Here is a 25,986-nt window from a genome sequence, read left to right on the forward strand (position 1 = left end):
ACCCCCACCCATTCCGTAACCCACCCGAGTTATCCACAGATCCCAAAACCCACCCCACAGCCCCTCCCGAACTCCCTACGGTCGAAAGGACATGAGTCCAGGGAGAACCAGATGCCGCCCACACCCGACCCCGCCGCCCTCCACCAAGCCTTCGCAGCCACGCACCCGGTCGACTGGGGCGACGCCCCACTCTCGACCGCGGAAATCACCCGGTTGCACGGCGCGAGAGCCACCCAACGAAGCCTGCAGCTCCTCGACCAGGCAACCGCTGTGGAGCCGACCGTCACGGGCCAGTTCCTCGATTCCCTGCCCCCCGGCACCACGCCGTACCAACTCGCCCGCCGCGTGAAGTCCCCGGAATCCCTCGCCCGCAAGCTCGTGGATTGGGAGAAGATGAAGAATCGCTTCCCGGTCGACGACGTCTTGCGCTACACAGTGCTCGCCGAGTCGCCCGACGAACTGGTCGCCGCCGCGCGTCGGACCGCCGACGCGCTGACCGACCAAGGCTGGAAGGTCCGGTACGCGATGCATTCGTACACTGCAGGCTCCCGCTACAAGGGCGTTCACACGAACCTACTGGTGCCGGGTGCACTACGCGTCGAGGTCCAGATCCACTCAGTTGCCTCTGCGGAAGTCAAAGAGCTGACCACACGGTGGTACCAGATCGAACGCAGCGCGACCGCATCGGCCGAGGAGCGCGCCATGGCTCGGTTGCAGTGCGTCGAGGCCTCCGCCGGTCTCGTGCAGCCTCGGGACATCGACGGGATGACACGCTTGGGCGGCAAACGCGTGGCGGTGAACAATTACAGTGACTCCCGGGCAGCGACCGCGGACCAGGCAACGACAGCCTCACCGCGGACATCCACACACTCCACAACACTCCACAAGAACGGCGGGATCGCGCGATGAAGCTCTACCTGGTGAAGGACGAGGAGGACGCGCCGGTCTGGGTGGCGGCGTTGGCGCACGAGACGATGTACGCGTATGTCGCGAATACCGGGAAGTTCCACGACAACAATGCCCTTCGCAACGACTTCTACATGACCCGCATCTTCACCTACGAGCCGATCGGCACAGCCGAGGCACGCCGGTGGATCTCCCAGGGGCTCGGCACCCTGAACGACACCGACCACCCGGACGCCCTCGCGATGTGGCGCGCCGACCCGAGCCCCCTAGCACCAGCCGACGTACTCTCCATGGCCGCCGGATCCAACGAGTAGCACGCACGATGCCGACGGCCGGGGTTGGTGTGGTGGGGGAGGGGGAGTTCGGGGATTCGGTGCGGCGGTGGCGGGAGGATGTTGAGGGGTTGGATCCTGAGGTGGTGTTCGCGTCGGTGGCGGCGGATCTTGGGTAGCGTGGGCCGGTGGGTTTGTAGGGTGCAAGCATGGTGCGGATTTCGGGGCGGAGCTTTCCTACGCCGGCAGTGGTGATGACTTCGGTCGATCCGGCGGTTTCGGATCAGTTGCGGGGGTTTGCCGCGGTGCAGGCGGTGGAGGCCAATGCCGCCTTGGGGGTGCTGGACGCGGAGTTGGGTCGGGCCGGGTCGCGGGCGGAGCGGGTGGCGGGGTTCGAGGCGGCGTACCGGCATGTGGCCGAGTGGCGGTACCAGCTGGCTCTCGAGGGGAAATGGGTACGGCCGGGGGCGAGTGCGGACGACGTACGGGCGCCGATCGAGCACGCGATGTATTACCGGCTGAGCCCGGCCATCGGGCAGCGGGAGCCGGGGTCGCCGGCGTACAAGTTGCTCACGGAGTTGGAGCAGGTCGCGCTCGAGCGGCTGGACGGGCAGCACGAGTTGCAGAACGTCGTGACGTTGCGCGACGGTCGGACGGTCAACGGCAACATCCTGCACTTCGTGCCCGCGCGAAACGACGAGGTGACGCAGAGGTTCTTCCCGGACGGACTCCCGGACGAGGTACGGACGCAGACCTCAGGCCCGGAGGACCGCGAGGTACTGCGGCGAGCGTCGTTCGAGGCGCTGGCCGAGCTCGAGGAGGCGGACGCCGACCCGAAGAACCCGGAGCACCGGCAGACGTTCACCGACGCGGCGTACTTCCTGGTCCAGGGGCCGGAGTACCAGCGCGGCAGCGACGCGATCATGCGGACGTTCCTGGCCGCGGCCCATACCCGGGTGTTCGACGCCGCCCCGGTGTTGCCGCAGGCAATCGATCTGGACGGGATGGTCCGCGGCCAGGAGGGCTTCAACCGCGTGCTGCACGACCAGCTCCGGATCGCACCGAAAGCACCGGCCGCCCAACAGACCAACGCTGCGACCGCCGCCGCCGTCCGACCGGCCAGATCGACGCGGCCGAACGGTCTCAGCCGCTGACGGTGTAGAGCTGGGTTATGACGGACTCGATGGTGGGTTCGGAGACGGAGAGGTCTACGAGGGGGTAGTTGGCGGCGATCTCGGCGAGTAACGGGGCTGCGCTGGTGGTGGGAGGGAAGGTCAGGTACTGGCGGGGGCCGTCGACCTTGATGACGGTGGCGCCGGGGACTTCGATCGCGGGGAGTGAGGTGGCGAGGTCGACGACCAGGGTGCGCGGGGCGGACTGGGTGGACTTGAGGCCGGTGAGGGTGCCGTCGAAGATCTGGTGGCCGTGGTCGATCACCATCACCCGGGTGCAGAGCGCTTCAATGTCGTCCAGGTCGTGGGTGGTGAGGATGATCGTCGTACGGCGTTCCGCGTTCACCTCGGCGAGGAACTCGCGGAGCCGGGCCTTGCTGATCACGTCCAGGCCGATCGTTGGTTCGTCCAAGTAGACGATCTCGGGGTCGTGCAGCAGCGCGGCCGCGATGTCGCCGCGCATCCGCTGCCCGAGGGACAGCTGGCGGACCGGGACGTCGAGCAGGTCGCCGAGGTCGAGCAGTTCGACGAACGTCGCCAGGTTCTCCCGGTGCCGCGCGATCGGTACGTCGTACATCTTCTGCAGCACCGCGAACGAGTCCTTGAGCGGCAGGTCCCACCACAGAGTGGTTCGCTGACCGAAGACGACGCCGATCCGACGAGCCAGCTTCAGCCGGTGCCGGGACGGGTCGACGCCGGCCACCCGGATCGTGCCGCCGGACGGCACCAGGATGCCGGTGAGCATCTTGATCGTGGTGGATTTCCCGGCGCCGTTCGGGCCGATGTACCCGACCACCTCGCCCGGTTCGACCGTGAACGAGAGCCCGTCGACGGCGCGGACCTCCCGCCGGGTACGCCGGAGTCCGGTCCGCGACGAGACCGTGAACGTCCGGGACACGTCCCGCAACTCGATGACTGACACAGCTCAGCTCCCTGTACTCCGATAGCGACGAAGGCCGGCCCGCCACCCGAGCGCCGCCAGCCCGACCATCGCCGCGGCCACCAGTGGTGACAGCAGACCGATCCAGGACGGCAACCCCAGCGGGGCCGGTTTACCCAGCAGGTACAGCACCGGGTAGTAGTTGACGAAGGCAAGTGGTACGACGAACGTGACGGCCCGGACGATCTCCTTGCCGAAGATCGTCAGCGGGAACTGGGTGAGCGCCTGCCCGCCGTAGGTCGCCGAGTTCGCCAGCTCGGCGGAGTCGATCGAGACGAACTGGAACGCGGCGCCGAGCACGAACAGCGCGCCGAAGATGATCGACCCGGTGATCACCGACACCACGAACATGATGCCGCGGGCAACCGTCCAGTCGATGTGGACCTTGCTGAAGGCAATCACCAGCACGGTACCGGCCTGCAGCGGGCGGCCGAGCCGGCGGAGCGCGAACCCGTCCGCCGCCGCCTGCAGGAAGGCCGGCACCGGGCGGATCAGGTACGCGTCGAAGGCCCCGGTCCGGATCCGTTCGCCGACCCGTTCGATCGAGCCGGTGAGCAGGTCCGCGAACCCGAGCGCGAGCGAGGACGTTGCGTAGAGCAACGCCATCTCGCCGAACGAGAACCCGCCCAGCGCGGTGATGTGGCTGAACATCATCAGTACCGCGACGAAGTCGGTCAGGTTGACCAGCGTCGAGCCGACCAGCATCAGCACGAACGACGCCGGGTAGGCCAGCACGGACCGGATCCACATCACGATCAGCAGCCAGTACTGCGAAGGCGCCCGGAGCACGCGCTCAACCACCCTGGATCACCACCTTCCGGGTCGCCAGCGTGGTGACGAGTTGCGCGGTCACCAGCAGCGCGAGCAGCCAGCCGAGCTGGAACATCAGCGCCTGGCCGGTGCCGCCTGGGTTCCGGCCGAGCCAGATGTCGATCGGCACCTGCATGGTCGCGGCCCACGGTGTCGCCCGCGCGACCACGCCGATCCAGCCCGGGAACGCGACCAGCGGCAGGATCGTGCCGGCGAAGAACAGCGACAGCACGAGCGCGAGCTGCTCCATCCCGCGCGAGTCGGTGATCCAGAACCCGGACAGTGCGACCAGGTACCGGATCATGAAGCTGACCATGATCCCGAGCACCAGCCCGAGCACGACCACCGGCCAGAGCCACACGCTGGAAGGGAACTTGAGGTCGAAGACCAGCGCCCCGACCACCATCGGCACCCCGCCGCGTGCAAGCAGCTGGAACGCCGCCCGGCCGAAGTCGACCGACAGCCACCACAGCAGCAGCTGCGTCGGCCGGTACAGGTCGACCGCGATCTCGCCGCTGCGGACCCGTTCCCCGAGCTCGTTCGTCGTGGTCGCGCCGAAGATCCCGACCGGCGCGAGCATGCCCTGCTGCAGCCAGACGAACGTCAGCGCGTCCGGTACGTCGTACCCGCCGAGCCCGGGCCGTTCGTGCCACAGCGTCAGGTACACCCCGCAGAGGATGAACCCGAAGACCGAGTTGGTGAAAACGCCCGACACGGTGGCGATCCGGTACGTCGAGAACCGCCGGAAGGACCGTACGGCGATCGCCCAGTAGACACCCACCACTACCTCCTCTCGAACCCGCAAAGGTGGTGTCCGAGAGCACAGCGGCACGCAGAACCGCCCCGGTTCGAGAACGACCCGGGGGTTCGGACACCACTGTGAAGGCGTGGTTGATCCACGCCGATTGTCAAGGCAGGAGAGGGACGCTACGCCGTACCGCGCGGGCCCGTCAAACAAATAACCGGAGGACCTACAAGGCCTTCAGCAACTGCGACAGGTGCGTCGCGAACGGCGCCGGGTGGCTGGAGTAGCCGCCGTGGCCGCCCGGGAACATCACCACCGGCCAGCCGAGATGGTCCGCGATCACGTCGATCGGCCGGCCCGTCAGCCGCGCGTACGACTCCATCCCGGCCGCCGGTACGACGCGGTCGGCGACCCGGCGGAGCGCGTCCAGGTCCGGGACGTAGCGCGTGTACGGCAACAGCTTGTGCTCGTAGAAGTTGGCCGCGTTCGCCTGCATCCGCTCCGCGAGCTCGCGGTACTCCGGCAGCAGGTCAACCATCGGCGGCATCGCGTCGCCGTCCATGCCGGTGCCCATCATGTACACCACGTCGGCCGCGGTCAGCCCGTCCTCGTGGTACGTGCTGCGGACCTCCTCGAAGAACGCGCGCGCGTCGGCGGCGTCCGCGAGTACCTCGGTGCACGGCGGCTCGTGCGCGACCAGCATCCGGACCCGGTCGGGGTGGCGGGTGATCAGTTCGAGCCCGGTGATCGCGCCCGACCCGCTGCCGAAGACGTCCGCCGGTTCGTCGCCGGCGACCGCGTCGAGCACAGCGAGCGCATCGGCGGCCGACTGTACGACGGACTCGTCGGTCGCGTCTCCGTCGTACCGGCTGCGCGAGTTGCCGCGCGGGTCGTACGTGACGACCGTGTACTCCGCCGCGAGCTGCCCAACGATCCCGGAGTACACGCCCGCGTCCGCGGCGTCCCCGGCGATCAGCAACAGCACCGGCCCGGACCCGGCGATCTCGTAGTGCAGCGACGCCCCCTGCACCGCCAGCTTGTTCACAGTCTTCGCACCCATCAGGCGAGCCCCTTTCATCCACCCTCAGGTTGCTCCACCCCGCTGGCACGCCACGCACACGCCGCTGGCACGCGCCCCACGGGTGCAGCCACAGCGGCTCGACAGGAGGTGTCCGTCGATCGGCCTGACCGTCACGCGCGCGCAACCGCCCGCAGATCAGCAGTGGGGGTATACGTACTGTCGAGCTGCCGTTCAGCCCGCCTCGGCGGCCGGAATCTGCTCGCCCTCGTCGAGGCCTGCCCAGGGGTCGCGGGTGGGAGCCTCCCGGCGGCCTTGGGGGCAGATCTTGGCGAAGTCGCACCAGCCGCAGAGCGGTGACGGCTCCGGTGGGAACGCCTCGTCGGCCTCGGCCGGGGTGAGGCCCTCGGCCCAGCGGGCCTCGGCGGCGGCCGCGTCGTCGGCCATCGACTCGGCGCGCTTCTGGTGCCGGCCGAGGGAGGCCTCGTCGTGGTCCGCCGCGGCGACCGTGTTGGTCGGGAGGTGGTGCAGCTCGACCCGCGTGCACGGCTTGTGCAGCACCCGCCGGGCGCCGAGCACGTACAGGGCCATCGCCAGCGAGGACCGCGCGTCCGTCGAGGTCAGCGGGCGGCGGCCGGTCTTGTAGTCGACGATCGCGAGCTCGGTACCACCGCTGCCGTCGCGCGCCGGGCGTTCGTCGATCCGGTCCACCCGGCCGCGCAGGGAGGCCCGCTCGGTAGTGAAGGCGACGGTCCGCTCCACGCCGCGTGGTTCGTAGTACGGATCGGAGTCCCGCAGGTAGGCGAGCACCATCTCGGTCGAGCGGTCGCGCCAGTCCAGCGACTGCTGCTCGTCGCGGAACCCTTCGCTGCGCCAGCTCGACCGCATCTTCGCGACCACCTCGTCCGGCGTCCGGCGCTCCGCGGGCCAGCGGCCGAAGAAGTCCGCGAGTACTTCGTGGACGATCGCGCCGACCGTGTTGTGCGCCCACGGCGGACCCTTCGGTGGGCGCGGGGTCTCGAGGTAGGTGTACCGGTACTTCCGTTTGCAGTCGGCGAACGTCAGCAGCTTCGTCGGCGTCGCGACGAACAACCGGGTCGGCATTCCAGGAAGCACGCTCAACCCGCCTTGATGAAGTCTCGGACCGCCCCGGCGACCAGCTGCACCGCGATCGCGCTCAGCAGCAGACCCGCGATCCGGGTGATCAGCAGTACGCCGTTCTCCCCGAGGATCCGCATGATCACGCCGGAGAACCGCAGCGTCAGCCACATCACCAGGTGGATCGCGACGATCCCGGCCGAGATCGCGACCACGTCCGGCAGCGAACCGTTGGCGCGCTGCACGAACACCATCGTCGCCACGATCGCCCCCGGGCCGGCCAGCAGCGGCGTACCGAGCGGGACGAATGCGATGTTCACGTTCTTGGTCTGCACCGGGTCCTCGGCGGTGTCGGTCAGCAGCTGCAGCGCGATCAGCAGGAGCAGCAGACCGCCCGCGCACTGCAGCGCGGGGAGCGTGATGCCGAGGTGTTTCAGGATCTGCTGCCCGAACGCGGCGAACACCACGATCACGCCGAACGCGACCAGCACCGCCTGCCAGGCGGCCTTCTTCCGCACCGCGCGGGACTGACCCGCGGTCAGCGAGATGAACAACGGGACCGTGCCCGGCGGGTCCATGATCACGAACAGCGTGACGAAGACCGACGTGAACAGCCCGACGTTCATGACGCTGTTCACGGGAGGTAGGCCTCGGGTACCGCGGCGTCGGCGGAGGCGGCGGCGTTCGCCTTGGCGACCTCGAGCAACCGCTCGAGCTGCTCCGGGGCGGTGGAGTTCACACCCAGGTCGTGGTCGATCTTGCCCAGGCCGTGGTGGTCGCTGGAGCCGGTGTAGACGATGCCGAGGTTGCGGGCGATCGCGCGCAGCGCCTCCCGGGACTCCGGCGAGTGATCCTGGTGGTCGACCTCGATCCCGGCCAGCCCGTGGTCCTGGACCAGGCGGCCGAGGGTGTCCTCGGTCATCACCTTGTAGCTCGACCGGCCCCACGGGTGCGCGATCACCGGCACGCCGCCGGCCTCGCGGACCAGGTCGATCGCGCGCCCGGGCTCGAGCGCGTAGTGCGGGACGTGACCGGCGCGGCCGTCGGCCAGGTACTTGTCGAAGGCCTCCGTGCGGTTCACCACCGTGCCGTTCGCGACCAGGGCGTCGGCGACGTGCGGGCGGCCGACCGACGGCGTACCGGTCGCCTGGGCGAGCACCTCCTCGACGGTCAGCGGTACGCCGATGCCGTTCAGCCGGGCGACGATCGTCGGGATCCGGTCGGTCCGGCCCTCGCGCACGACCTGCAGGTCCGCGGCCAGCGGGGCGTACGCCGGGTCCGGCAGGTAGGCGAGCAGGTGCACGCTGATCCCGTCCAGCTTGCAGGAGATCTCCAGCCCCGGCACGAACCCGATCCCGAGCTCCTCGGCGGCGCGCCGGCCCTCGGCCCAGCCGGCCGCGGTGTCGTGGTCGGTGAGCGCGATCACATCCAGCCCGGCCTCCTGCGCATGCCTGATCAGGACGTCCACCGGGTCGGTGCCGTCCGAACGGTTCGAGTGGGTGTGCAGGTCGATGCGCACGAGCTGGCCTTGTCCCTTCGCCGGGGTCGGTTGTCACCGCTGATGCTATCCGCGATCACCCTGGTGCCCCGGGACTTGTACACAGATATCCTCGGGGTGCATGGAGCGCGTCGACTGTGTGGGTGCCCTGGTGTACGACGAGCAGCACCGGCTCCTCGTCGTACGTCGTGCGAACGAGCCGGGCCGGGGGCTGTGGTCGATCCCCGGCGGCCGCGTCGAACCGGGCGAGGACGATCCGGCCGCGGTGGCGCGGGAGGTCGCGGAGGAGACCGGGCTGACCGTGGTGGTCGGTGACCTGGTCGGCGAGGTCGAGCGGCCGGGTCCGCGCGGTCAGCTGTACGTGATCCGCGACTATGAGGCGACGGCCGTCGCGGGGACCCTCACGGCCGGGGACGACGCGTCGGATGCGCGGTTCGTCACACGATCGGAGTTCACGTCGTTACCGACGGCGAGCCTGCTGGTCTCCACGTTGGAGCAGTGGAACGCGCTGCCTGGTTAGCAAGTACTCAAGGGGACGTTGCCGGTTGCGTAGGCCTTCGGGGTGACGTGCATGAGGGCGCGGAAGTCGGCGATCAGGTGCGACTGGTCGGTGTACCCGGCGTACGCCGCCGTGTCGGCCCACGAGCGGCGGGTGCCGATCACCCTCCGTACGCGGGCGATCCGCGCGAAATGCTTCGGCGAGACCCCGACCGCTTGCCGGAACACGCGCCGCAGATACCGCTCGCTCACCCCGAGCTGATCGGCGGTCTGCCCCACCCGCCGCGCAGTCTCCACGCGCACCCCGCCTCCCGTGTCCGGTGTGTCGGGTGGGGCCGAGAGTGCGGTGACCGCGTCGCCGACGAGGTTCAACTGGGTCGGCAGGTGCGTCGGGAGGTGGGCGACCAGGTAAGGCGCCGAGCACCTCGGCCGCGCGCTCGAGTTGGTCGCGGTACGTGACCAGACGCTCGGCGAGGTCGGTCGCCGAGCCCCCGCACAGGTCCTGGAGCGGGACGACTTGGTCGACCAACTGGTCGGGTGCGGTCCCGAGGAGGGGGATCACGTGGCCGGGCCGGATGCGGAGGCGTACGCAGACCGGGAGGTCCTTGGTCTTGTGGTACGCCGCCGTGGTCCGCGGGCCTGCTACCAGTACGTCGCTGTCGCCGGCGGGCGTCATCCGCCAGACCACCGTGGTCGCCGGGTCGGGCGGGAGGACGGTGATCGGCGTGGTCGCCGGGGCCAGCGTGACGGTCTCGATCCACGGGTGCACACCTCGAGCGTATTCCGAAAGTTCCTATCCGCGGACGGCGGCCGGTGGGCAGGCTGGCGGCATGATTCTGGTTACCGGTGCGACAGGCACCATCGGCAGCGAACTCGTCCGGCAGTTGGAGGCTCGCGGAGCGCCCGTGCGTGGGATGACCCGCAAACCGCAGGGGCCTTTGGTACAAGGCGATTTCGACGATCCCGATTCGTTGCGGAAGGCAATCGACGGCGTGGACACCGTGTTCCTGCTGACCGCGCCCGGCCCGTGGGTCCCGGCGCACGACCGGGCGCTGATCGAGGCGGCGGTCGACGGTGGCGTACGGAAGATCGTGAAGTTGTCGGCGATCGGCAGTACCGACGAGGAGATGCCGGGGAACTGGCACGCGGCCGGCGAACGCGCGCTCCGGGAGAGCGGCCTGGCCTGGACGATCCTGCGCCCGGCCGGATTCGCGTCGAACTCCCTCCGCTGGCTGCCCGCGATCCAGGCCGGGCAGCCGATCCCCAACCAGACCGGCCTGGGGAGGCACGCGTTCGTGGATCCACGCGACGTCGCCGCGGTCGCCGCGGAGGTACTGCTGTCGGACCACTCCGATCAGACCTACACGTTGACCGGCCCTGAACTGTTGAGCGTCCCGGATCAGGTCGCCGTACTTTCTGACGTTGTCGGATCGCCGTTGAGCGTGGTCGACGTACCGCTGGAGGTGTACGCGGAGCAGTTGCGCGCGGCCGGGCTGGACGAGGCCGTGGTGACGGTCGCGCTCCGCGGTGCCGAGCTGATCCGGTCGGGCGGCGAGGAGACGGTCACGGACGATGTCGAGCGCGTCCTCGGCCGCCCGGCGCGGACCTTCGCGGAATGGGCTCGCGCACACTTCGCCTGACCGCCAGACTGTGGCGATGGACGTCGTACGGGCGATCGAGGACAACGCGGCCGAGTTGCTGATGGCCATGGGTGCCGCGGGCGGCGGTTCGCAGCGCGTGGACGAGCGCGCGACCTGGACGATCGGTGGATCGCCCATCGATTACCACAACGCCGTCGTCCGCGCGACCGACACCGGCGTGATCGCGGAATCCCTTGCGGAGCTGCGAAAACACGACGTACCGGGGACATGGCACGCCGGTCCGTCGCTCCAGATCGACCGTACGGCGCTGACCGACGGGGGCTTCTCCGCGGCCGGATCGGAGCCCGGGATGGCGGTCCGGGTGCCGGAGCTGATCGCGCCCCGCGACGTACCGGGGCTGGCGATCACGCGGGTCGAGGACGACGACGCGCTGGCCGTCTGGGAGGCGACGCTCGGGCAGGGGTTCGGCGAGGGCGAGCGGGAGGCGCGGTGGGTCGCGTCGACGTACCGGACGCTCGGGTACGGCGATCCGTGGCGGCACTACGTCGGTTGGCTCGACGGCATGCCGGTGGGGACCGCGACGGTGTTCCTCGGCGCGGGCGTCGCCGGGCTGTACTTCGTGATGACGGTCCCGGCCGCGCGCCGGCGCGGGATCGGGGCGGCGCTCACGTACGGCGTACTCCGGTCGGTCGACGCGGAGTACGCCGTACTGGGATCGTCCGCGGCCGGGCGGTCGGTGTACGAGGCGCTCGGGTTCCGCGAGTACTGCACGATCGAGCTCTACGAGTGGACCGGCTCGAGCACCTCGGCCGGCTGACGTTCGCGGATCAGCAGGAACGCGTCGAACAGCATCACCAGAGCGGTCAGTCCGTGGACGCCGAGCGCGGTGGCGGCCGGGCCGCCGTGGGTGAAGACCGTGATCATGTCGGTGATCGGGATCAGCGCGGAGATCGCCATCAGGATGCCGGTCGCGCGGCGCTGACGGAGCGCGAACAGCGTGAGCAGGTTCAGGCCGAGGACGATGTCGCGGATGCCTTTCACCGCGAAGTACCCGGCGGCGATGCCGGTCGGCCATTCGGCGATGCCGAAACTCGGGGCGGCGGTGTGCCCGGCGACCAGGAACTGGGTGCCGAACGTGAGCGGGAAGACGCCCAGCAGGACGGTCAGGACGGTGGTGAAGCGACGCATCGAAGTACTCCTCTGATCTAGCAGCGCTAACTTTCCTAGCGATGCTAACCCTGTCGTCGCTAGATTGTCTAGCGGTGCTAGTCTTCGGAGTATGCCGACTCAGTCACGCCGCGAACGGGCCCGCGAGGAGCGCCGTGAGCTGATCCTGCGCACCGCCCGCGAGCTCGCCGAGTCCGACGGCTGGGACGCCGTCACCACCCGCCGCCTGGCCGAGGCCGTCGACTACAGCCAGCCCGTGCTCTACGGCCACTTCAAGAACATGAACGCGATCGCCGACGCCGTCGCGCTCCAGGGCATCGAGGAACTGACCGCCGTACTCCGCGACGCCCGCGAGACCGGCGGCCTGCGCGCACTGGCCCACGCATACCTCGACTACGCCGCCGCCCACCCGGCCGTCTACGAGGCGATGTTCGTCCGCCCGACCGCGCTGTCCTTCGGTACGCCGGACAGCCCCGCCGCGCTGCGGTCCGCGTTCGACCAGTTCATCGCGGCGGTCGATCCCGTCGCGGGCGACGATCCGGAAACGCTCGCCGAGGTCCTGTGGAGCGCCCTCCACGGCCAAGCCACCCTCAACCGAACCAGCCGCCTCCGCCCGACCCACACCCAAGCCCGCGCCGACGCCCTCGTCTCCCGCCTTTCCGGAACATATCCGGCACCAGCTGACGAATAAGTTCCGGCGAGTTGAACGGTGCGGTCTTTCCGGAACATTTCTGCCGGATAGTGCAAGAAATGTTCCGGAAAGGGTCAGCTGTTCCAGTGGAGGATGGCGGGGGCGTCGCGTTCCCAGCCGAGGGTGGAGAGGGTGGCGGTGTCGAGGACGAAGTGCCGGCCCTCGGCGACCGGGAGGTCGAGCCAGCGGGCGGTCAGCGAGCGGAGCGCGTGGGAGTGGCCGAAGACCAGGACGTCGCCGGGGACCGCGGCCAGGCGGGCGTTGACGCGGTCCAGGCGGGCGGTGATCTGGGCGGCGGTCTCGCCGTTCGGGACGGGGCTGTCCCAGATCGTCCAGCCGGGGGCGGTTTTGCGGATGTCGGCGGTGGTGATGCCCTCGTAGTCGCCGTAGTCCCACTCGACCAGGTCGTCGTCGACCTCCGCATCCGGGAAGCCGGCGAGCTCGGCCGTACGGCGGGCGCGCTGCCGCGGTGAGGTCAGCACCAGGTCGAAGGACTCCCCCGCCAGCCGTTCCTTCAGACTCGCGGCGACGCGCTCGCCCTCGGGCGTCAGCGGGAGGTCGGTGACGGACGTGTGCCGCCCGGACCTGCTCCACTCGGTTTCCCCGTGCCGGACCAGGAAGACCCGGTCCACTCGCTCCTCTGTGGTCACGCTTGCATCTTCTCAGACCGGTGCCGAGGTCTTGACCGTTGGAACGATCCAGGGCAGGGTACTCGAACTGTAAGCGCTTCCACTTTTGCTGAGGGGTGATCGCGGTGCCTTCCGGACCCGGTGGCCGGCCGGCGACGATCTACGACGTCGCGGCCCGCGCGAAGCTGTCGATCGCGACGGTTTCGCGTGTCCTGCAAGGGACCGGACCGGTGTCGGCGAAGGCGCGGGCGCGGGTCGACCAGGCGGCGCAGGAGCTGAACTACGTACCGCTGCGGGCCGCCCGGAGTCTCGCCGTACAGCGGCACGAGGCGCACGGGCTGGTGCTGCCGGATCTTGCCGGTCCGTTCTATGGGGACCTGCTGATGGGGTACGAGCGTTGGGCCGGTGAGCACGGGCAGAGCGTCGTCATCACAGTGACGCACGGGAACCCGGATCCACGGCGCAGCGTGATGGACCTGGCCGGGCGGGTCGACGGGATCGTTGTCCACGGCAACGCTCTGGACCTGCCGACGGTGCAGGGGTTGCGGAAGGCCGGCGTACCGGTGGTGCTGATCGCCCATCCGCCCGCGACCGGGTGCGACTCGGTCCGCAGCGAGAGCGCCGCCAGCGCCGAGCAACTCACCACCCGGTTGCTCGACCACGGCCGCACCAACCTGCATTTCGTCGGCGACCCCGCCAGTTCGTACGACGTGTCCGAGCGGTACGCCGGTTTCGCCAAAGCCCACGAGCTGCGTGGGTTGCACGTGCCGAAGCCGGTACGCGTACCGCTGACCGAGGAAGCCGGACGGACCGTCGCCGAGAAGGTGCTGAAGGCAACCAACCGGCCCGACGGGCTGGTGTGTGCGAACGACGAACTGGCGCTGGCCGCCCTTGTGGTGTTCGGAGCGAGGGTGCCCGGCGAGATCGTCGTGACCGGGTGGGATGACGTGATGGCGGCGCGGTACGTGTCGCCGGGGTTGACGACCGTGCGGCAGCCGATGGCCGAGTTGGGGCGGACGGCGGCGGAGCGGCTGCACGAGCGTGTGACCGGGATGCGTACCCGGGCGCGGAACGACGTACTGGCAACACAACTGGTGCTGCGGGACAGCTGTGGCACGCACCCGGGGGATGAACAGAAGCAGTAACCGAGTGAGGAGACAACGAATGTTCACCCACAGCATCCGCCGCCGGCTGGTGATCGGCAGTGCTGCGCTCACCGCGGCGGCGCTCGCGCTCGGCGGTTGTGGCCGCTCGAACGACGCCGGCTCCGGCTCTGGTTCGCAGCCGACCACGAAAGTCAGCCAAGGACCGGCGACCGGCAACCTGACCGTCTGGGCGATGGGCACCGAGGGCGAGAACCTGCCCAAGCTGATCGACCAGTTCAAGCAGGCGAACCCGGGCGTCAACGTGACCGTGACACCGATCCCGTGGGACGCCGCCCACGACAAGTTCACCACCGCGATCGCGGCCGGCACCCCACCGGACGCGGCGATGGTCGGCACCACCTGGATGGGCGAGTTCGCCGACCTCGGCGCGCTCGACCCGACACCGCAGGGGTTCGACAATTCCGGCTTCTACGAGGGCGCACTGGACACCACGAAGGTCGGCGGTACGCAGTACGGAGTGCCGTGGTACGTCGAGACGCGGCTGGTGTACTACCGCAAGGACCTCGCCGCGAAGGCCGGCGTCAGTACGCCCCCGACCGACTGGGACGGGCTGAAGGCGATGGCGAAGGCGATGAAGGAGAAGGCCGGCGCGAAGTACGGGATCAACCTGCAGCCGGGTGGCGACGGGTCCTGGCAGACCGTGATGCCGTTCGCGTGGTCGGCCGGGGCGAACATCACGAACGGCGACCAGAAGCAGTTCACGTTCGACACTCCGCAGATGCAGGAGGGGCTGAAGTACTACCAGAGCTTCTTCACCGAGAAGCTGGCCGGTACCGACCTGCCGCCGAACCAGACCGAGGCGCAGTTCGTGAACGGGCAGGTGCCGATGTTCATCTCGGGTCCGTGGATGGCGGGGTCGGTGGCGAAGGTCGGGGGTGCGGCGATCAAGCCGAACATCGGGGTGTTCCAGATCCCGAAGAACAAGACCGCCACGTCGTTCGTCGGTGGGTCGGACTTCGTGGTGTTCAAGTCGTCGAAGAACAAGGACAGCGCGTGGAAGCTGGTCAAGTTCCTGTCCGATCCGAAGACGCAGGCGAGCTGGTTCAAGCTGTCGTCGGACCTGCCGGCGGTGAAGAGCGCGTGGCAGGACCCGAGCATCGCGTCGGATCCGCTGCTGCCGGTGTTCGGCAAGCAGCTCGAGGACGCGAAGGCGCCGCCGGCGATCGTGAACTGGGAGCAGGTCGCGAAGGCGTTCGACACCGAGGTCGAGAAGATGGCCAAGTCCGGCCAGTCCCCCGCCGACACCGCCAAAGCCATCCAAACCAAAGCCACCCAGATCGGCCCCGGCGGTAGCTGATGACGGTCGTCACCGAGTCGGAGACCCGGGCGGTTCGGCGGCCCGCGCCGCCCGGGCGTCCGCGCCGGAAGATCAGCCGTGAAGCTGTTGCGGCCTGGACGCTTGCGCTGCCGTTCGTGGTGTTGTTCTTGGGGTTTACGGCTGGGCCGGTGCTCGGGTCGTTGGGGATGTCGTTCACGGATATTCGGCAGCGGGACTTGCGGACGCCGTTTTCGGTGGACGGGGTCGGGTTCGACAACTACCTGAAGGCGCTGCAGGACGAGACGTTTCGTAAGGCGGCGTTCAACACGGCGTACTTCGTGGTGCTGGGTGTGCCGTTGACGTTGATCGTGGCGTTGGGCGCGGCGGTGTTGCTGGATCGGGGCGTCAAGCGGTTCCAGGCTCTCTTCAAGGTCGGCTACTACCTACCGGTGGTGACGTCGATCGTCGCGATCGCGGTGATCTGGCGGTTCGTGCTCTCGCCGGACAACGGTCTGGTGAACATGGTGCTCGGCTGGGTCGGCATCGAAGGGCCGAACTGGCTGGCGTCCAAGACCTGGGCGATGCCGTCGCTGATCGCGATGGCCGTCTGGCGGAACTTCGGGTCCGCGATGATCATCTTCCTGGCCGGCCTGCAGGGCATCCCGGAGTCGGTCGAGGAGGCCGGTCAGATCGACGGAGCGAGCTCCTGGCAGCGGTTCCGGCACCTGATCGTACCGTTGCTCCGGCCAACGATCCTGTTCACCAGCGTGACCACCGGCATCGGTTACCTGCAGTTCTTCGAGGAACCGCTGGTGATGACGCAGGGCGGCCCGCTGGACAGCACGCTCTCGGTATCGATGTACACGTACAACCAGTTCGGCTTCGGCAACTACGGCCTCGCGACGTCGATGGCGTACATCCTGTTCGTCGTCATCGCGGTGGTCACGTTCATCCAGTTCCGGCTGCTGAGGGAGAAGTGATGCGCCGTACCTGGTGGATCTACCTGATCGGAGTACTCGGCCTGATTGCTGTCGCTGCGCCGTTCCTGTGGATGGTGCTCGGGAGCTTCAAGACCCAGGGCGAGCTGCTCCGCGTCCCACCGACCTGGTGGCCGGAGCAGCCGACCAACCAGAACTACAGCGACCTGTTCAGCAAGGCGAACTTCCCGCGCTACTTCCTCAACTCGACGGTGGTCGCGCTGGCCGTGACGGCCGGCAACCTGACCTTCTGCTCGATGATCGGCTACGCGCTGGCCAAGCTCCGCTTCAAGGGCCGGAACGCGCTGTTCGTGCTGGTCATGGCCACGTTGATGGTCCCGGGCATGGTCACGTTCGTACCGCTGTTCGTGCTGGTCACGAACGCCGGCCTGGCGAACTCGTACCCGGGCCTGATCCTGCCGTTCCTGGTCTCGCCGTTCGGCGTGTTCCTGATGCGGCAGTTCTTCCTCGGGCTGCCGGACGACCTGATGGACGCCGGTCGCGTGGACGGGACCGGCGAGCTCGGGATCTTCGCCCGGATCATGCTGCCGCTCACCCGCCCGGCGCTGGCCACGCTCGGCATCCTGACGTTCCTCGGCTCCTGGAACAACTTCCTCTGGCCGCTGGTGATCGCCCAGACCGAGGACAAGTACACCCTGCCCGTCGCCCTGGCGCTGTACTCGACCGGACAGAACGCGCAGAACTACGGCCTGCTGATGGCCGGCGCGGTCGTGGTCGTCGTACCGGTGCTCGTCATCTTCCTGGCGTTCCAGCGGCATGTGACCAAGGGCATCGCCATTACCGGACTGAAATAGGAGACCTCAGATGACCGCCTCCATCAGTCGTCGTACCTTGCTCGCTTCAACGGGAGCATTGGCACTTGCGGGGGCCGGATCACCCGCATTCGGAGGAACAACCCAACCGAGCTGGACTCCCAGCCCGTCCGACAGGGCTCTGGTCGGGCGGTGGGCCCGGGATACCTGGCGCAGTCTGGTTGCGATGACGGACGAGCGCACCGGGTTGCCCGCCGACAACATCGGGGAGTCCGTGTCGAGCCCGGTGCGGAGCAACTACACCTCCCCCACCAACATCGGTGGTTATCTGTGGAGCACGGTGGTCGCGAAGCATCTCGGGATCATCTCGCCGCAGGAGTCGTTGCGGCGGATCACGCAGACCCTGACGACGATGAAGAACGCCGTCCACCACGTGCCGAGCGGGATGTACTTCAACTGGTACGACGAAGCGACCGGCGAGGTGCGGTACGTCGACCCGGACGGGACCCGGCCGATCACGCCGTTCGTGTCGAGCGTCGACAACGCGTGGTTCGCCTGCGCGCTGATGGTGGTACGGAACGCCGAGCCGCGCGCCCGCGCCCTCGCGGACCTGCTACTGAACCGGATGAACTTCAAGTACTACTACAACCCCGCGGCCCGTCCCGGCGGCCTGATGCGCGGCGGCTTCTTCGAGACCCCGCCGCCGGACGAGGCGACCGACAAGGGCAACCACGCCGGCGTCGGCCCGGACGTGTACTACCGCAAGTTCCACTACGACACCTGCAACACCGAGGCCCGGGTCGCCGGGTACGTCGGGTTCGCGCTCAACCAGGTCCCGCACACGCAGTACTTCGCGACGTACCGGACGTTCCCCGACACCTGCGACTGGTCGTGGGTGGAGCAGAAGCCGAAGGGCGTACACCGGACGTACCTCGGCCTGGACGTCTTCGAAGGCACCTACGAGTACCGCGGGATCCGGCTGGTCCCGTCCTGGGGCGGCGACATGTTCGAGTCGCTGATGCCGGACCTGTTCGTGCCGGAGGCGACCTGGGCGCCGCGGAGCTGGGGCATCAACCACCCGCTGACGGTCCGCGCGCAGATCGAGCACGGGCTCGACGACGCGAAGTACGGCTACTGGGGCTTCTCCCCCGCGTCGAACCCGAAGGGCGGGTACTCCGTCTACGGCGTCGAGGCGATCGGGATGGACCCGACCGGGTACCCGTCCGACCTCGAGGGCACCAACTACGACGCGGGTTTCGAGGGTTGCCGCGCGGGCACCAACCCGAACCCGACGTACGGCGACGGCGTGGTCACACCGCACGCGGCGTTCCTCGCGATGGCGTACGCACCGGCGCAGGCGATCGACAACCTCGGCAAGATCGAGAACACGCTGCACGCGTACGGCGCCGGCGGGTTCTACGACTCGGTGGCGACGAAGTCCGGGCTGATCGCGAAGCGGTACCTGGCGCTCGACCAGGCGATGGTGATGGGTGCCATCGGCAACGTGTTCGGCAACGACCTGATCCGGCGGAACTTCGCGAGCCGGACGGTCGAGCAGCGGATCCGGCCGCTGATCGCGATGGAACAGTTCGAATCGGGAGTTCGGTAGATGCAGGAAGACGCCCCCTTGGACGCACGGTCCGACTGCGACCAGCGGATCGCACTCCGCTCCGACGAGGAGCGCGGGTTCGCCTTCCCGGACCTCGATCCGCCGAAGGAGGTCTCGGCGGTCGGCGGTGTCGGCCACGTGACGATCGACTGGTCGCCGGTGGACGGTGCGGCCGGCTACCTGATCCTCCGCGGAGCTGGCGCGCACGGTCCGCTGGAACCGGTCGATCACCACAGCGGCGACGTCCTCTCGGTGCCGTCGCCGCCGTACGTCGACACCACGTGCACCCCGGGTACGCCGTACCGCTACGCCGTGGCGAGCGTGCCCGAGGTGACCACGCACGGGCGCCCGAGCCACACCGTCGGCGCCGTACCGTTGGTTGCCGGCAGCATCGCACCGACCGCCCAGGTTACCGTCGACGTGGTTGCCGAGGGCACCGAGCTGGCTCGCCCGTGGGCGCCGATGATCGGCAGCGAACGCCTCAGCCAGCTGCTCTGCAAGGACACCACGGGCGGTCACGAGATCGGCGGCGAGCTGGAGGACGCGCTACGCCGGATGCACGACGAGCTCGGCGTCCGGACCGTGCGCGCACACGCGATCTTCCACGACGACACCCACGTAATCGACGGCTCGTCGTACAACTTCGAGGTCGTCGACAAGATCTACGACAAGCTGCTCGGGATCGGCTTGCGGCCGGTGGTCGAGCTCGGTTTCATGCCGCGCGAGCTGGCGAGCGACCCGGCGAAGACGGTCTTCGCGTACGGCGCGATCATCTCGCCGCCGGCCTCGTACGACCGCTGGCACGACCTGGTCCGGGCACTCGTCCAGCACCTGGTCGACCGGTACGGCCTCGACGAGGTCCTGACCTGGGACTTCGAGGTCTGGAACGAGGCGAACCTGGAGGTGTTCTGGTCCGGGACCAAGGCCGAGTACCTGCACCTGTACGACGTGTCCGCGGCCGCCGTGAAGTCCGTCGACCCGCGCCTGCAGGTCGGCGGCCCGTCCTCGGCCGCGGCCGGGTGGGTGGACGACCTGCTCGACCATGCCAAACGGTACGGTACGCCGGTCGACTTCGTGTCCACGCACACGTACGGCAGCCCGCCGCTCGACGTCCGCGCGTCGCTGGAGCGGCAGGGGTTCGGCGACGCGCGGGTGCTGTGGACCGAGTGGGGCGTGACGCCGACGCACTTCAACCCGATCAACGACTCGGTGTTCGCCGGGGTGTTCCTGCTCCGCGGCATGCGGTCCGCGGCCGGGCGGATCGACGCGCTCTCGTACTGGGTGGCCTCCGACCACTTCGAGGAGCTCGGCCGGCCGCCGCGGTTCCTGCACGGCGGGTTCGGCCTGCAGACCGTCGGCGGCCTGCGCAAGCCCCGGTACCACGCGCTGACGCTGCTCAGCCGCCTCGGCCCCGTCGAGCTGCCGGTCACGTACGACGGTGACGGTGGCGGCAGCCTCGTCGAGGCGTGGGCGTCCCGCGACCGCGACCGGATCGCCGTACTGCTGTGGAACCTGACCCTCGATCAGACCAAGGCCGACGGCGACCCCGCCCTGACCAGAGCGGTCCGGGTCCAGCTGCCCGGCGCGGACCCGTCCTGGCAGCTCAGCACCACCACGCTCGCGATCGGCACCGCCGACGTCGCCACCGCGGCCGCGCGGCTGCCCGACTGGCCTTCCGACGCGGAGCTGGCCGACCTGGCCGACCGCACCCAGCTGGTCACGGCCCCCGCCGAATGGAACGGTTCAGCGGTCGACGTGACACTGCCGATGCCGTCCGCAGTGCTGCTGGAGCTTCGTCCGGCTCGGGGCTGACCATCTCGTTGAGCCAGCGCTCGACGCCCGCGATGTGCACGGTCGCCCAGGCCCGGGCGACCTCCGGCTCGCGGGCGGCGATCGCGTCCAGGATCGAGCGGTGCTCCGCCAGCGAGCGGTGCACCGCTCCGGTCTGGGTCAGCCCGCGCCAGATCCGGGCCCGGTAGGTCGGCTGCCGCAGGCTCTCGAGGATCGAGGCCAGCGTCCGGTTGCCGCTGCCGATCGCGATCAGCCGGTGGAACTCCACGTCGCAGGCCAACTGGTCGTCCGCCGACGGGTCCTCGCCGAGGTCGTCGAGCAGCGCCCGCATCGCGGCCACCTCGGCGTCCGGCATCCGCAGCGCGGCCCGGGCGGCCGCGGCCGGCTCGAGGATCCGGCGTACCTCGAAGAACTCCAGCACGGACGCGTCCTGCTGCAGGTCCAGGACGAATGCCATCGTCTCCATCAGCAGCGCCGGATCCAGGCTGGTCACGTACGTGCCGTCGCCCTGCCGGACCTCGAGCACCCGGATCAGCGCCAGCGCCTTGACCGCTTCGCGCAGCGAGTTCCGGGACAGGCCGAGCCGGGCCGCCAGGTCGTTCTCCCGGGGCAGCCGGTCGCCGGGCCGCAGTTCGCCGCTCACGATCATCTGCTTGATCGCCTCGATCGCGGTGTCGGTGACCGCCATGGCATCCCTCCCCACCGCCTCGAAACGTCCGATGTATCCGGACCATACATCGGACGTCTAGGTATTCCGCTAGAGTCTGATTCCTTCATTTTCCTCCTGAAATAAGGCCATGAGCTGTTGACTCTCCCGAAGAATCCAACATATTGATCGGATGACTCACAGCTTTCCTTGGAGGTCAGGATGAAAGGAACACCAGCGCGGGCACGCCGCTGGCTGACCGCGGCCGGCGCGGTGCTGGCCCTGACCGCCGTGGCCGCCTGCGGTGGCGGGAACGGCGGCGGCAGCGGATCCGGGTCGGCCGACAAGGCCGACCTGACCTGGCAGTTCTGGATCGGCGGCACCGCGGACCAGGCGGCCTGGCAGAAGGTCGCCGACCAGGCGCACACCGATCACTCCGGCATCACCGTCAAGCTCCAGGGCACGGACTGGAACAACTACTGGTCCAAGATCGGCACGCTGCTGGCCAGCGGCAAGGCGCCGTGCATCATCGGCATGCAGTCGCTGCGGCTGGCGTCGTACGCGAACGCGATGCTGCCGCTCGACGACCTGATGAAGAAGTACGGCCTGAAGACCGAGGACTTCGACAAGCCGATCATGGACGGCCTGAAGTCGGACGGGAAGCAGGTCGCGATCCCGTACGACTCCGGCCCGATGGTGATCTTTTACAACAAGGACGAGTTCAAGGCCGCCGGCGTCCCGGATCCGAAGCCCGGCTGGACGATGGCCGACTTCGAGGCCGCCGCGAAGAAGCTCACGACCGGGGGCCGGACCGGCCTGGTGACGTCGCCCGGAGATCTCGGCGTAGCTTCCTGGGTACGGACGCTGACCGGCGCGGAGCCGCTGGCCGACGGCAAGCTGAACCTGACGGACTCCAAGTTCGTCGACGGGTTCACGACGTACGCGAACTTCGTCCGGACCGACAAGATCGCCCCGCAGGTGCCGTCCGGCAACAGCGACTTCGAGACCACCCAGTTCACCTCGGGCAAGTCCGCGATGCAGCTGAACGGCCCGTGGTCGCTGATCGACACCCTCGGCAAGGTCAAGTTCAACCTCGGGATCGCGCCGATCCCGGCCGGGCCGGACGGCTCGAAGACCTTCACCGCGGGCTCCGGGTTCGGGATCTCCCGGTCCTGCAAGTCGCCGGACGCCGCGTTCCAGGCGATCATGTCGATGACCAGCGAGAAGCCGCTGACCACGCTGGCGTCCGCGGGCCGCGCGTACCCGGCCCGGACCGCCGCGCACCCGGCCTGGTTCACCGCCGCGAAGATCCCGGAGGCCAAGGAGGTCATCGACTACGCGTCGCAGAACTCGGTCCCGCTGATCACCTCGAAGAACTGGGTCCAGGTCAACGACCTGCTCACCCGGTTCGGCACCCAGGCGCTGAACGGTGAGATCCCGCCGGACCAGGCGCTGAAGACCATCCAGGACCAGGCGGGCGCTGGGTCCTGATGGTGACGCTCGACGAGTCCGTCGCCTCGGCCGAGAAGGTTCGGCCGGGGCGCCGCCCCGCGCTCCGCAAGGACGGGCGGTACGCCTCGGTGTTCCTCGCCCCGAGCCTGGGCGGGCTGGCACTGTTCACGCTGTTCCCGACCGCGATGGCGCTCGCGATCAGCCTGTTCGACTGGCCGGTGTTCGGCGACCGCAAGTTCCTTGGCTTCGGCAACTACTCGCACCTGCTGGGCGACCCGGTCTTCCGCCGGGTGGTGCTGAACACGGCGTTGTTCGTGGTGCTGTACGTGCCGCTGAACGTGATCGTTTCGCTCGGGCTGGCGACCTGGCTGGGCCCGAAGATCAAGGGCCGGCAGGCGTTCCGGGTGCTGTTCTTCATCCCGGTGATGACCCCGATGGTCGCGAACGTGATGGTCTGGCGGCTGCTGTTCCAGCCCGGCGGGCTGCTCGACGCGGGCCTGAACAGCTGGTTCGGGATCCACGCGCCGAACTTCCTCGGCTCCTCGAACTGGGCGATGCCGGCGATCGTCGCGATGTCGATCTGGCAGGGGTTCGGGTACAACTTCCTGGTCTTCTCCGCGGCCATCGACCAGGTGCCGCAGTCCCAGCTGGAGTCCGCGCAGATCGACGGCGCCGGCCCGTTCCAGCGGTTCCGGTACGTCACCTGGCCGATGATCACGCCGTCGCTGTTCTTCGCCACCACGATGACGCTGATCACCTCGTTCCAGGTCTTCGCGCAGCCGTTCATCCTGACCCAGGGCGGTCCGGGTGTCGCCACCCAGACGATCGTCATGTACGTCTACAACCAGGGCTGGCAGTTCCTCAGCATGGGGCTCGCGTCGGCGGCCGGATGGGTGCTGTTCGTGATCATCATGGGCATCACCGCGATCCAGTTCGTCGGCCAGCGGAAGTGGGTGAACTATGACGTCTGAACGTCTCCGCAACGTGGTCTCCCACGTGCTGCTGATCGCGGTCGCGATCGTCTTCCTCGGCCCCCTGGTGTACGCCGTCTCCACGTCGCTGAAGCCCGCGGACGAGGTGTTCACCCCGACGCCGCACCTGTTCGGTTCGCAGATCCGCTGGCAGAACTACGCCGACGCGTTCACGTTCGCGCCGTTCGGGAAGTACTTCCTGAACAGCCTGTTCGTCGCGGTCACCGGCACGCTCGTGGTGGTGTGCGCGTCGAGCATGTCGGCGTACGCGTTCGCGCGGCTCAAGTTCAGGGGCCGGGAGCAACTGTTCGTGCTGTTCCTCGGTACGCTGATGGTGCCGCAGGAGGTTCTGATCGTGCCGATGTACTGGCTGATGCAGTCGCTCGGCTGGGTGGACAGCTACTGGGCGCTGATCCTGCCGTGGGCGTTCACCGCGTTCGGCACGTTCCTGCTCCGGCAGTTCTTCCTGACCGTTCCGGCCGAGCTGGAGGAGGCGGCCCGGGTGGACGGGTGCGGGCCGTTCCGCTCGTTCCTGCGGATCATGCTGCCGCTGGCGCGGCCCGCGATCGCCGTACTGACCGTCTTCACCTTCATCAGTTTCTGGGGCAGCTTCCTGTGGCCGTTGATCATCGTGAACAGCGTCGAGGACAAGGGCACCGTCCCGCTCGGCCTGGCGCAGTTCGTCGGCCAGCAGGGCACCCAGTGGAACCTGATGATGGCCGCGTCGGTGATGGCGATGATCCCGACCGTGCTGCTGGTCGTCCTGTTGCAGAAACACCTTGTCCGCGGCCTGCTCGTCACCGGCCTGGGCGGCCGCTGAGCCCTCCCTACCCCCAACCCTTCCATTCCTTGAGGAGTTCTGATGACCGACGCGCCTCCTGCGCATTCCGTCGAGAAGTTCCGCGACTGGCGGTTCGGCCTGTTCGTCCACTGGGGCTTGTACGCGCTGCCGGCCCGGCACGAGTGGGTGAAGAACCGCGAGCGGCTCACCGACGAGGACTACCAGCCGTACTTCGACCACTTCGAGCCGGACCTGTACGACCCGGGCAAGTGGGCCCGGGCGGCGCGTGAGGCCGGGATGAAGTACGCCGTCCTGACGACGAAGCACCACGAGGGCTTCTGCCTGTGGGACTCGGCCGTCTCCGACTACACCGTGGCGAAGACCGCCTGGGGCAAGGACCTGGTCGGGCCGTTCGTCGAGGCCTGCCGCGCGGAGGGGCTCGGGGTCGGGTTCTACCACTCGCTGATCGACTGGCACCACCCGGAGTTCCCGATCGACCTGATGCACCCGCAGCGCGACGACGAGGAAGCGATCGCGAAGGCGGCCGGGCGCGACGTCCAGGTGTACGCCGAGTACCTGCACGCGCAGACCCGGGAACTGCTGACGAACTACGGGCCGATCGACATCATGTGGTTCGACTTCTCGTACCCGGGCCGCGACTACCCGGACGGGCGCGACGGCCACGGCAAGGGCAAGGACGACTGGCGGTCCGAAGAGCTGATGGCGATGGTCCGGGAGCTGCAGCCGGACATCCTGATCAACGACCGGCTGGACATCCCGGGCGACTTCGTCACGCCGGAGCAGTACCAGCCGGACGCGCCGATGCAGCGCGACGGCGTACCGGTTCCGTGGGAGGCGTGCCAGACGCTGAACGGCAGCTGGGGGTACGACCGTGACAACCTGGACTGGAAGTCACCCGAGACGCTGGTGAAGATGCTCGTCGACTCGGTCTCGAAGGACGGCAACCTGCTGCTGAACGTCGGCCCGACCGGCCGCGGCGAGTTCGACCCGCGCGCCCTGGCCACGCTGGCGTCGATCGGCGAGTGGATGCGGCTGCACGAGCGCTCGATCCGGGGTGCGCGGCCGGCCGAAGGGTACGACGCTCCCGCCGACTGCCGCTTCACCCAGAAGGGCAACCGCCTGTACCTGCACCTGTTCTCCTGGCCGATGGGCCACATCCACCTGCACGGCCTGGCCGGCAAGATCAAGTACGCCCAGCTCCTGAACGACGCCTCCGAGATCAAGCGCATCGTCAACGACCCGCACCAACAGGCCCAGAACACCACGATGGGCGGTGTCTCGGGTGACACCCTGACGCTGAAGCTCCCGATCCAGCGCCCGAACGTCCTGGTCCCGGTGATCGAGCTCTTCCTCACCTGACCTGCCACCCCACCCCCACCAGTCGCCCCGCCTGCCCGCGCCTGGTGGGGGTGGGGGTGGGGTCAGGAGGCCGGGGTGGGGCGGGCGGGTTGTTCGCCGCCTCGGGCCTCGAGGTAGTTGTTCTTCGGGACCATGAC

The 25,986-nt window shown here is 68.7% G+C and carries 28 protein-coding genes; 17 read left to right on the forward strand and 11 right to left on the reverse strand.

Translation table 11 applies throughout. From position 1 onward, the window contains the following. Positions 1-111: 111 nt before the first annotated feature. The 3 genes from VFF46_RS00310 to VFF46_RS00320 all read left to right on the forward strand — a co-directional run bounded on the left by VFF46_RS00310 (position 112) and on the right by VFF46_RS00320 (position 2,332). Positions 112-909 (forward strand): hypothetical protein, encoded by a 798-nt coding sequence (locus VFF46_RS00310; RefSeq protein ID WP_325034909.1) that lies wholly within the window; start codon positions 112-114, stop codon positions 907-909. Continuing rightward, positions 906-1,220: a hypothetical protein gene (locus VFF46_RS00315; protein ID WP_325034910.1), complete on the forward strand. Its 315-nt coding sequence runs from the start codon at positions 906-908 to the stop codon at positions 1,218-1,220. The genes VFF46_RS00310 and VFF46_RS00315 overlap by 4 nt, the downstream gene beginning before the upstream one ends. Positions 1,221-1,387: 167 nt before the next feature. After that, on the forward strand, positions 1,388-2,332 hold the full coding sequence (locus VFF46_RS00320) for a hypothetical protein (protein ID WP_325034911.1): 945 nt from the start codon (positions 1,388-1,390) through the stop codon (positions 2,330-2,332). On the opposite strand, the gene VFF46_RS00325 is transcribed toward VFF46_RS00320, so the two are convergent. The 7 genes from VFF46_RS00325 to VFF46_RS00355 form a co-directional block, all read right to left on the reverse strand. Further along, on the reverse strand, positions 2,322-3,272 hold the full coding sequence (locus VFF46_RS00325) for an ABC transporter ATP-binding protein (protein WP_325034912.1): 951 nt from the start codon (positions 3,270-3,272) through the stop codon (positions 2,322-2,324). The genes VFF46_RS00320 and VFF46_RS00325 overlap by 11 nt on opposite strands. 3 nt (positions 3,273-3,275) lie before the next feature. Next, on the reverse strand, positions 3,276-4,091 hold the full coding sequence (locus tag VFF46_RS00330; RefSeq protein WP_325034913.1) for an ABC transporter permease: 816 nt from the start codon (positions 4,089-4,091) through the stop codon (positions 3,276-3,278). Next, positions 4,084-4,881, reverse strand: coding sequence for an ABC transporter permease (locus VFF46_RS00335; RefSeq protein ID WP_325034914.1), 798 nt, complete (start codon positions 4,879-4,881; stop codon positions 4,084-4,086). The genes VFF46_RS00330 and VFF46_RS00335 overlap by 8 nt, the downstream gene beginning before the upstream one ends. A 190-nt stretch (positions 4,882-5,071) precedes the next feature. Beyond that, positions 5,072-5,905, reverse strand: coding sequence for an alpha/beta hydrolase (locus VFF46_RS00340; protein WP_325034915.1), 834 nt, complete (start codon positions 5,903-5,905; stop codon positions 5,072-5,074). 192 nt (positions 5,906-6,097) lie between these two features. Beyond that, entirely contained in the window at positions 6,098-6,979 is an 882-nt protein-coding gene (locus VFF46_RS00345; protein WP_325034916.1) for a PD-(D/E)XK nuclease family protein, read from the reverse strand. Between the two features lie 2 nt (positions 6,980-6,981). Further along, complete coding sequence (locus VFF46_RS00350; RefSeq protein WP_209696011.1) at positions 6,982-7,587, reverse strand: MarC family protein; 606 nt, start codon at positions 7,585-7,587, stop codon at positions 6,982-6,984. 8 nt (positions 7,588-7,595) lie between these two features. Further along, positions 7,596-8,480 (reverse strand): PHP domain-containing protein, encoded by an 885-nt coding sequence (locus VFF46_RS00355; protein WP_325034917.1) that lies wholly within the window; start codon positions 8,478-8,480, stop codon positions 7,596-7,598. A gap of 100 nt (positions 8,481-8,580) precedes the next feature. Between VFF46_RS00355 and VFF46_RS00360 the strand changes: the two genes are divergently transcribed. Next, positions 8,581-8,979, forward strand: a complete 399-nt coding sequence (locus VFF46_RS00360; RefSeq protein ID WP_325034918.1) for an NUDIX hydrolase — start codon at positions 8,581-8,583, stop codon at positions 8,977-8,979. Here the strand turns inward: VFF46_RS00360 and VFF46_RS00365 are convergent. After that, positions 8,976-9,260, reverse strand: coding sequence for a helix-turn-helix domain-containing protein (locus VFF46_RS00365; protein WP_325034919.1), 285 nt, complete (start codon positions 9,258-9,260; stop codon positions 8,976-8,978). The two genes, VFF46_RS00360 and VFF46_RS00365, sit on opposite strands and share 4 nt — an antisense overlap. Before the next feature lie 308 nt (positions 9,261-9,568). On the opposite strand from VFF46_RS00365, the gene VFF46_RS00370 reads away from it, so the two are divergent. Together VFF46_RS00370 and VFF46_RS00375 are read left to right on the forward strand one after the other, a co-directional pair. Continuing rightward, a complete protein-coding gene (locus VFF46_RS00370; protein WP_325034920.1) occupies positions 9,569-10,597 on the forward strand; it encodes an SDR family oxidoreductase in 1,029 nt (342 codons plus the stop codon). A gap of 16 nt (positions 10,598-10,613) precedes the next feature. Further along, positions 10,614-11,375, forward strand: a complete 762-nt coding sequence (locus VFF46_RS00375) for a GNAT family N-acetyltransferase (RefSeq protein ID WP_325034921.1) — start codon at positions 10,614-10,616, stop codon at positions 11,373-11,375. Here the strand turns inward: VFF46_RS00375 and VFF46_RS00380 are convergent. Continuing rightward, positions 11,339-11,746, reverse strand: coding sequence for a DUF4267 domain-containing protein (locus tag VFF46_RS00380; protein WP_325034922.1), 408 nt, complete (start codon positions 11,744-11,746; stop codon positions 11,339-11,341). The genes VFF46_RS00375 and VFF46_RS00380 overlap by 37 nt on opposite strands. Positions 11,747-11,837: 91 nt before the next feature. Here VFF46_RS00380 and VFF46_RS00385 point away from each other — a divergent pair, with 91 nt between their 5' ends. Next, a complete protein-coding gene (locus VFF46_RS00385; protein WP_325034923.1) occupies positions 11,838-12,416 on the forward strand; it encodes a TetR/AcrR family transcriptional regulator in 579 nt (192 codons plus the stop codon). A gap of 74 nt (positions 12,417-12,490) precedes the next feature. On the opposite strand, the gene VFF46_RS00390 is transcribed toward VFF46_RS00385, so the two are convergent. Further along, entirely contained in the window at positions 12,491-13,066 is a 576-nt protein-coding gene (locus VFF46_RS00390; RefSeq protein ID WP_325034924.1) for a histidine phosphatase family protein, read from the reverse strand. A 104-nt stretch (positions 13,067-13,170) separates the two neighbouring features. Here VFF46_RS00390 and VFF46_RS00395 point away from each other — a divergent pair, with 104 nt between their 5' ends. Genes VFF46_RS00395 through VFF46_RS00420 form a run of 6 tightly spaced genes read left to right on the forward strand, consistent with a single transcriptional unit; the run spans position 13,171 to position 20,640 of the window. After that, a complete protein-coding gene (locus VFF46_RS00395) occupies positions 13,171-14,190 on the forward strand; it encodes a LacI family DNA-binding transcriptional regulator (RefSeq protein WP_325034925.1) in 1,020 nt (339 codons plus the stop codon). A 19-nt stretch (positions 14,191-14,209) separates the two neighbouring features. Next, positions 14,210-15,508 (forward strand): sugar ABC transporter substrate-binding protein, encoded by a 1,299-nt coding sequence (locus tag VFF46_RS00400; RefSeq protein WP_325034926.1) that lies wholly within the window; start codon positions 14,210-14,212, stop codon positions 15,506-15,508. After that, on the forward strand, positions 15,508-16,449 hold the full coding sequence (locus VFF46_RS00405) for a sugar ABC transporter permease (protein WP_325034927.1): 942 nt from the start codon (positions 15,508-15,510) through the stop codon (positions 16,447-16,449). Before VFF46_RS00400 ends, VFF46_RS00405 begins: the two co-directional genes overlap by 1 nt. After that, a complete protein-coding gene (locus VFF46_RS00410; protein ID WP_325034928.1) occupies positions 16,449-17,261 on the forward strand; it encodes a carbohydrate ABC transporter permease in 813 nt (270 codons plus the stop codon). The genes VFF46_RS00405 and VFF46_RS00410 overlap by 1 nt, the downstream gene beginning before the upstream one ends. 10 nt (positions 17,262-17,271) lie before the next feature. Continuing rightward, positions 17,272-18,828: a glucoamylase family protein gene (locus VFF46_RS00415; RefSeq protein WP_325034929.1), complete on the forward strand. Its 1,557-nt coding sequence runs from the start codon at positions 17,272-17,274 to the stop codon at positions 18,826-18,828. A gap of 18 nt (positions 18,829-18,846) precedes the next feature. Next, complete coding sequence (locus VFF46_RS00420; protein WP_325034930.1) at positions 18,847-20,640, forward strand: GH39 family glycosyl hydrolase; 1,794 nt, start codon at positions 18,847-18,849, stop codon at positions 20,638-20,640. Here the strand turns inward: VFF46_RS00420 and VFF46_RS00425 are convergent. Next, on the reverse strand, positions 20,546-21,307 hold the full coding sequence (locus VFF46_RS00425; RefSeq protein ID WP_325034931.1) for a FadR/GntR family transcriptional regulator: 762 nt from the start codon (positions 21,305-21,307) through the stop codon (positions 20,546-20,548). The two genes, VFF46_RS00420 and VFF46_RS00425, sit on opposite strands and share 95 nt — an antisense overlap. A 180-nt stretch (positions 21,308-21,487) precedes the next feature. Between VFF46_RS00425 and VFF46_RS00430 the strand changes: the two genes are divergently transcribed. The 4 genes from VFF46_RS00430 to VFF46_RS00445 are packed head-to-tail and all read left to right on the forward strand — an operon-like array spanning position 21,488 to position 25,849. Next, complete coding sequence (locus tag VFF46_RS00430) at positions 21,488-22,756, forward strand: sugar ABC transporter substrate-binding protein (RefSeq protein WP_325034932.1); 1,269 nt, start codon at positions 21,488-21,490, stop codon at positions 22,754-22,756. After that, a complete protein-coding gene (locus VFF46_RS00435) occupies positions 22,756-23,688 on the forward strand; it encodes a sugar ABC transporter permease (protein WP_325034933.1) in 933 nt (310 codons plus the stop codon). Before VFF46_RS00430 ends, VFF46_RS00435 begins: the two co-directional genes overlap by 1 nt. Further along, positions 23,678-24,508 carry a carbohydrate ABC transporter permease gene (locus tag VFF46_RS00440; protein WP_325034934.1) on the forward strand — a complete coding sequence of 277 codons (831 nt, stop codon included), beginning with the start codon at positions 23,678-23,680 and terminating at the stop codon, positions 24,506-24,508. The genes VFF46_RS00435 and VFF46_RS00440 overlap by 11 nt, the downstream gene beginning before the upstream one ends. A 42-nt stretch (positions 24,509-24,550) precedes the next feature. Beyond that, positions 24,551-25,849, forward strand: a complete 1,299-nt coding sequence (locus VFF46_RS00445; protein WP_325034935.1) for an alpha-L-fucosidase — start codon at positions 24,551-24,553, stop codon at positions 25,847-25,849. Positions 25,850-25,986: the final 137 nt, after the last annotated feature.

Origin of the sequence: Kribbella sp. (assembly GCF_035655035.1) — a bacterium.
In the GTDB taxonomy this organism is placed as follows: Bacteria; Actinomycetota; Actinomycetes; order Propionibacteriales; family Kribbellaceae; genus Kribbella.

What these genes read in the sequence shown, in the direction of transcription:
- VFF46_RS00310 (WP_325034909.1), top strand. Translation starts at nt 112, where the DNA reads ATGCCGCCCACACCCGACCCCGCCGCCCTCCACCAAGCCTTCGCAGCC.
- VFF46_RS00315 (WP_325034910.1), top strand. Translation starts at nt 906, where the DNA reads ATGAAGCTCTACCTGGTGAAGGACGAGGAGGACGCGCCGGTCTGGGTG.
- VFF46_RS00320 (WP_325034911.1), top strand. Translation starts at nt 1,388, where the DNA reads ATGGTGCGGATTTCGGGGCGGAGCTTTCCTACGCCGGCAGTGGTGATG.
- VFF46_RS00340 (WP_325034915.1), bottom strand. Translation starts at nt 5,905, where the DNA reads ATGGGTGCGAAGACTGTGAACAAGCTGGCGGTGCAGGGGGCGTCGCTG.
- VFF46_RS00350 (WP_209696011.1), bottom strand. Translation starts at nt 7,587, where the DNA reads ATGAACGTCGGGCTGTTCACGTCGGTCTTCGTCACGCTGTTCGTGATC.
- VFF46_RS00360 (WP_325034918.1), top strand. Translation starts at nt 8,581, where the DNA reads ATGGAGCGCGTCGACTGTGTGGGTGCCCTGGTGTACGACGAGCAGCAC.
- VFF46_RS00375 (WP_325034921.1), top strand. Translation starts at nt 10,614, where the DNA reads ATGGACGTCGTACGGGCGATCGAGGACAACGCGGCCGAGTTGCTGATG.
- VFF46_RS00380 (WP_325034922.1), bottom strand. Translation starts at nt 11,746, where the DNA reads ATGCGTCGCTTCACCACCGTCCTGACCGTCCTGCTGGGCGTCTTCCCG.
- VFF46_RS00385 (WP_325034923.1), top strand. Translation starts at nt 11,838, where the DNA reads ATGCCGACTCAGTCACGCCGCGAACGGGCCCGCGAGGAGCGCCGTGAG.
- VFF46_RS00400 (WP_325034926.1), top strand. Translation starts at nt 14,210, where the DNA reads ATGTTCACCCACAGCATCCGCCGCCGGCTGGTGATCGGCAGTGCTGCG.
- VFF46_RS00405 (WP_325034927.1), top strand. Translation starts at nt 15,508, where the DNA reads ATGACGGTCGTCACCGAGTCGGAGACCCGGGCGGTTCGGCGGCCCGCG.
- VFF46_RS00410 (WP_325034928.1), top strand. Translation starts at nt 16,449, where the DNA reads ATGCGCCGTACCTGGTGGATCTACCTGATCGGAGTACTCGGCCTGATT.
- VFF46_RS00415 (WP_325034929.1), top strand. Translation starts at nt 17,272, where the DNA reads ATGACCGCCTCCATCAGTCGTCGTACCTTGCTCGCTTCAACGGGAGCA.
- VFF46_RS00425 (WP_325034931.1), bottom strand. Translation starts at nt 21,307, where the DNA reads ATGGCGGTCACCGACACCGCGATCGAGGCGATCAAGCAGATGATCGTG.
- VFF46_RS00430 (WP_325034932.1), top strand. Translation starts at nt 21,488, where the DNA reads ATGAAAGGAACACCAGCGCGGGCACGCCGCTGGCTGACCGCGGCCGGC.
- VFF46_RS00435 (WP_325034933.1), top strand. Translation starts at nt 22,756, where the DNA reads ATGGTGACGCTCGACGAGTCCGTCGCCTCGGCCGAGAAGGTTCGGCCG.
- VFF46_RS00440 (WP_325034934.1), top strand. Translation starts at nt 23,678, where the DNA reads ATGACGTCTGAACGTCTCCGCAACGTGGTCTCCCACGTGCTGCTGATC.
- VFF46_RS00445 (WP_325034935.1), top strand. Translation starts at nt 24,551, where the DNA reads ATGACCGACGCGCCTCCTGCGCATTCCGTCGAGAAGTTCCGCGACTGG.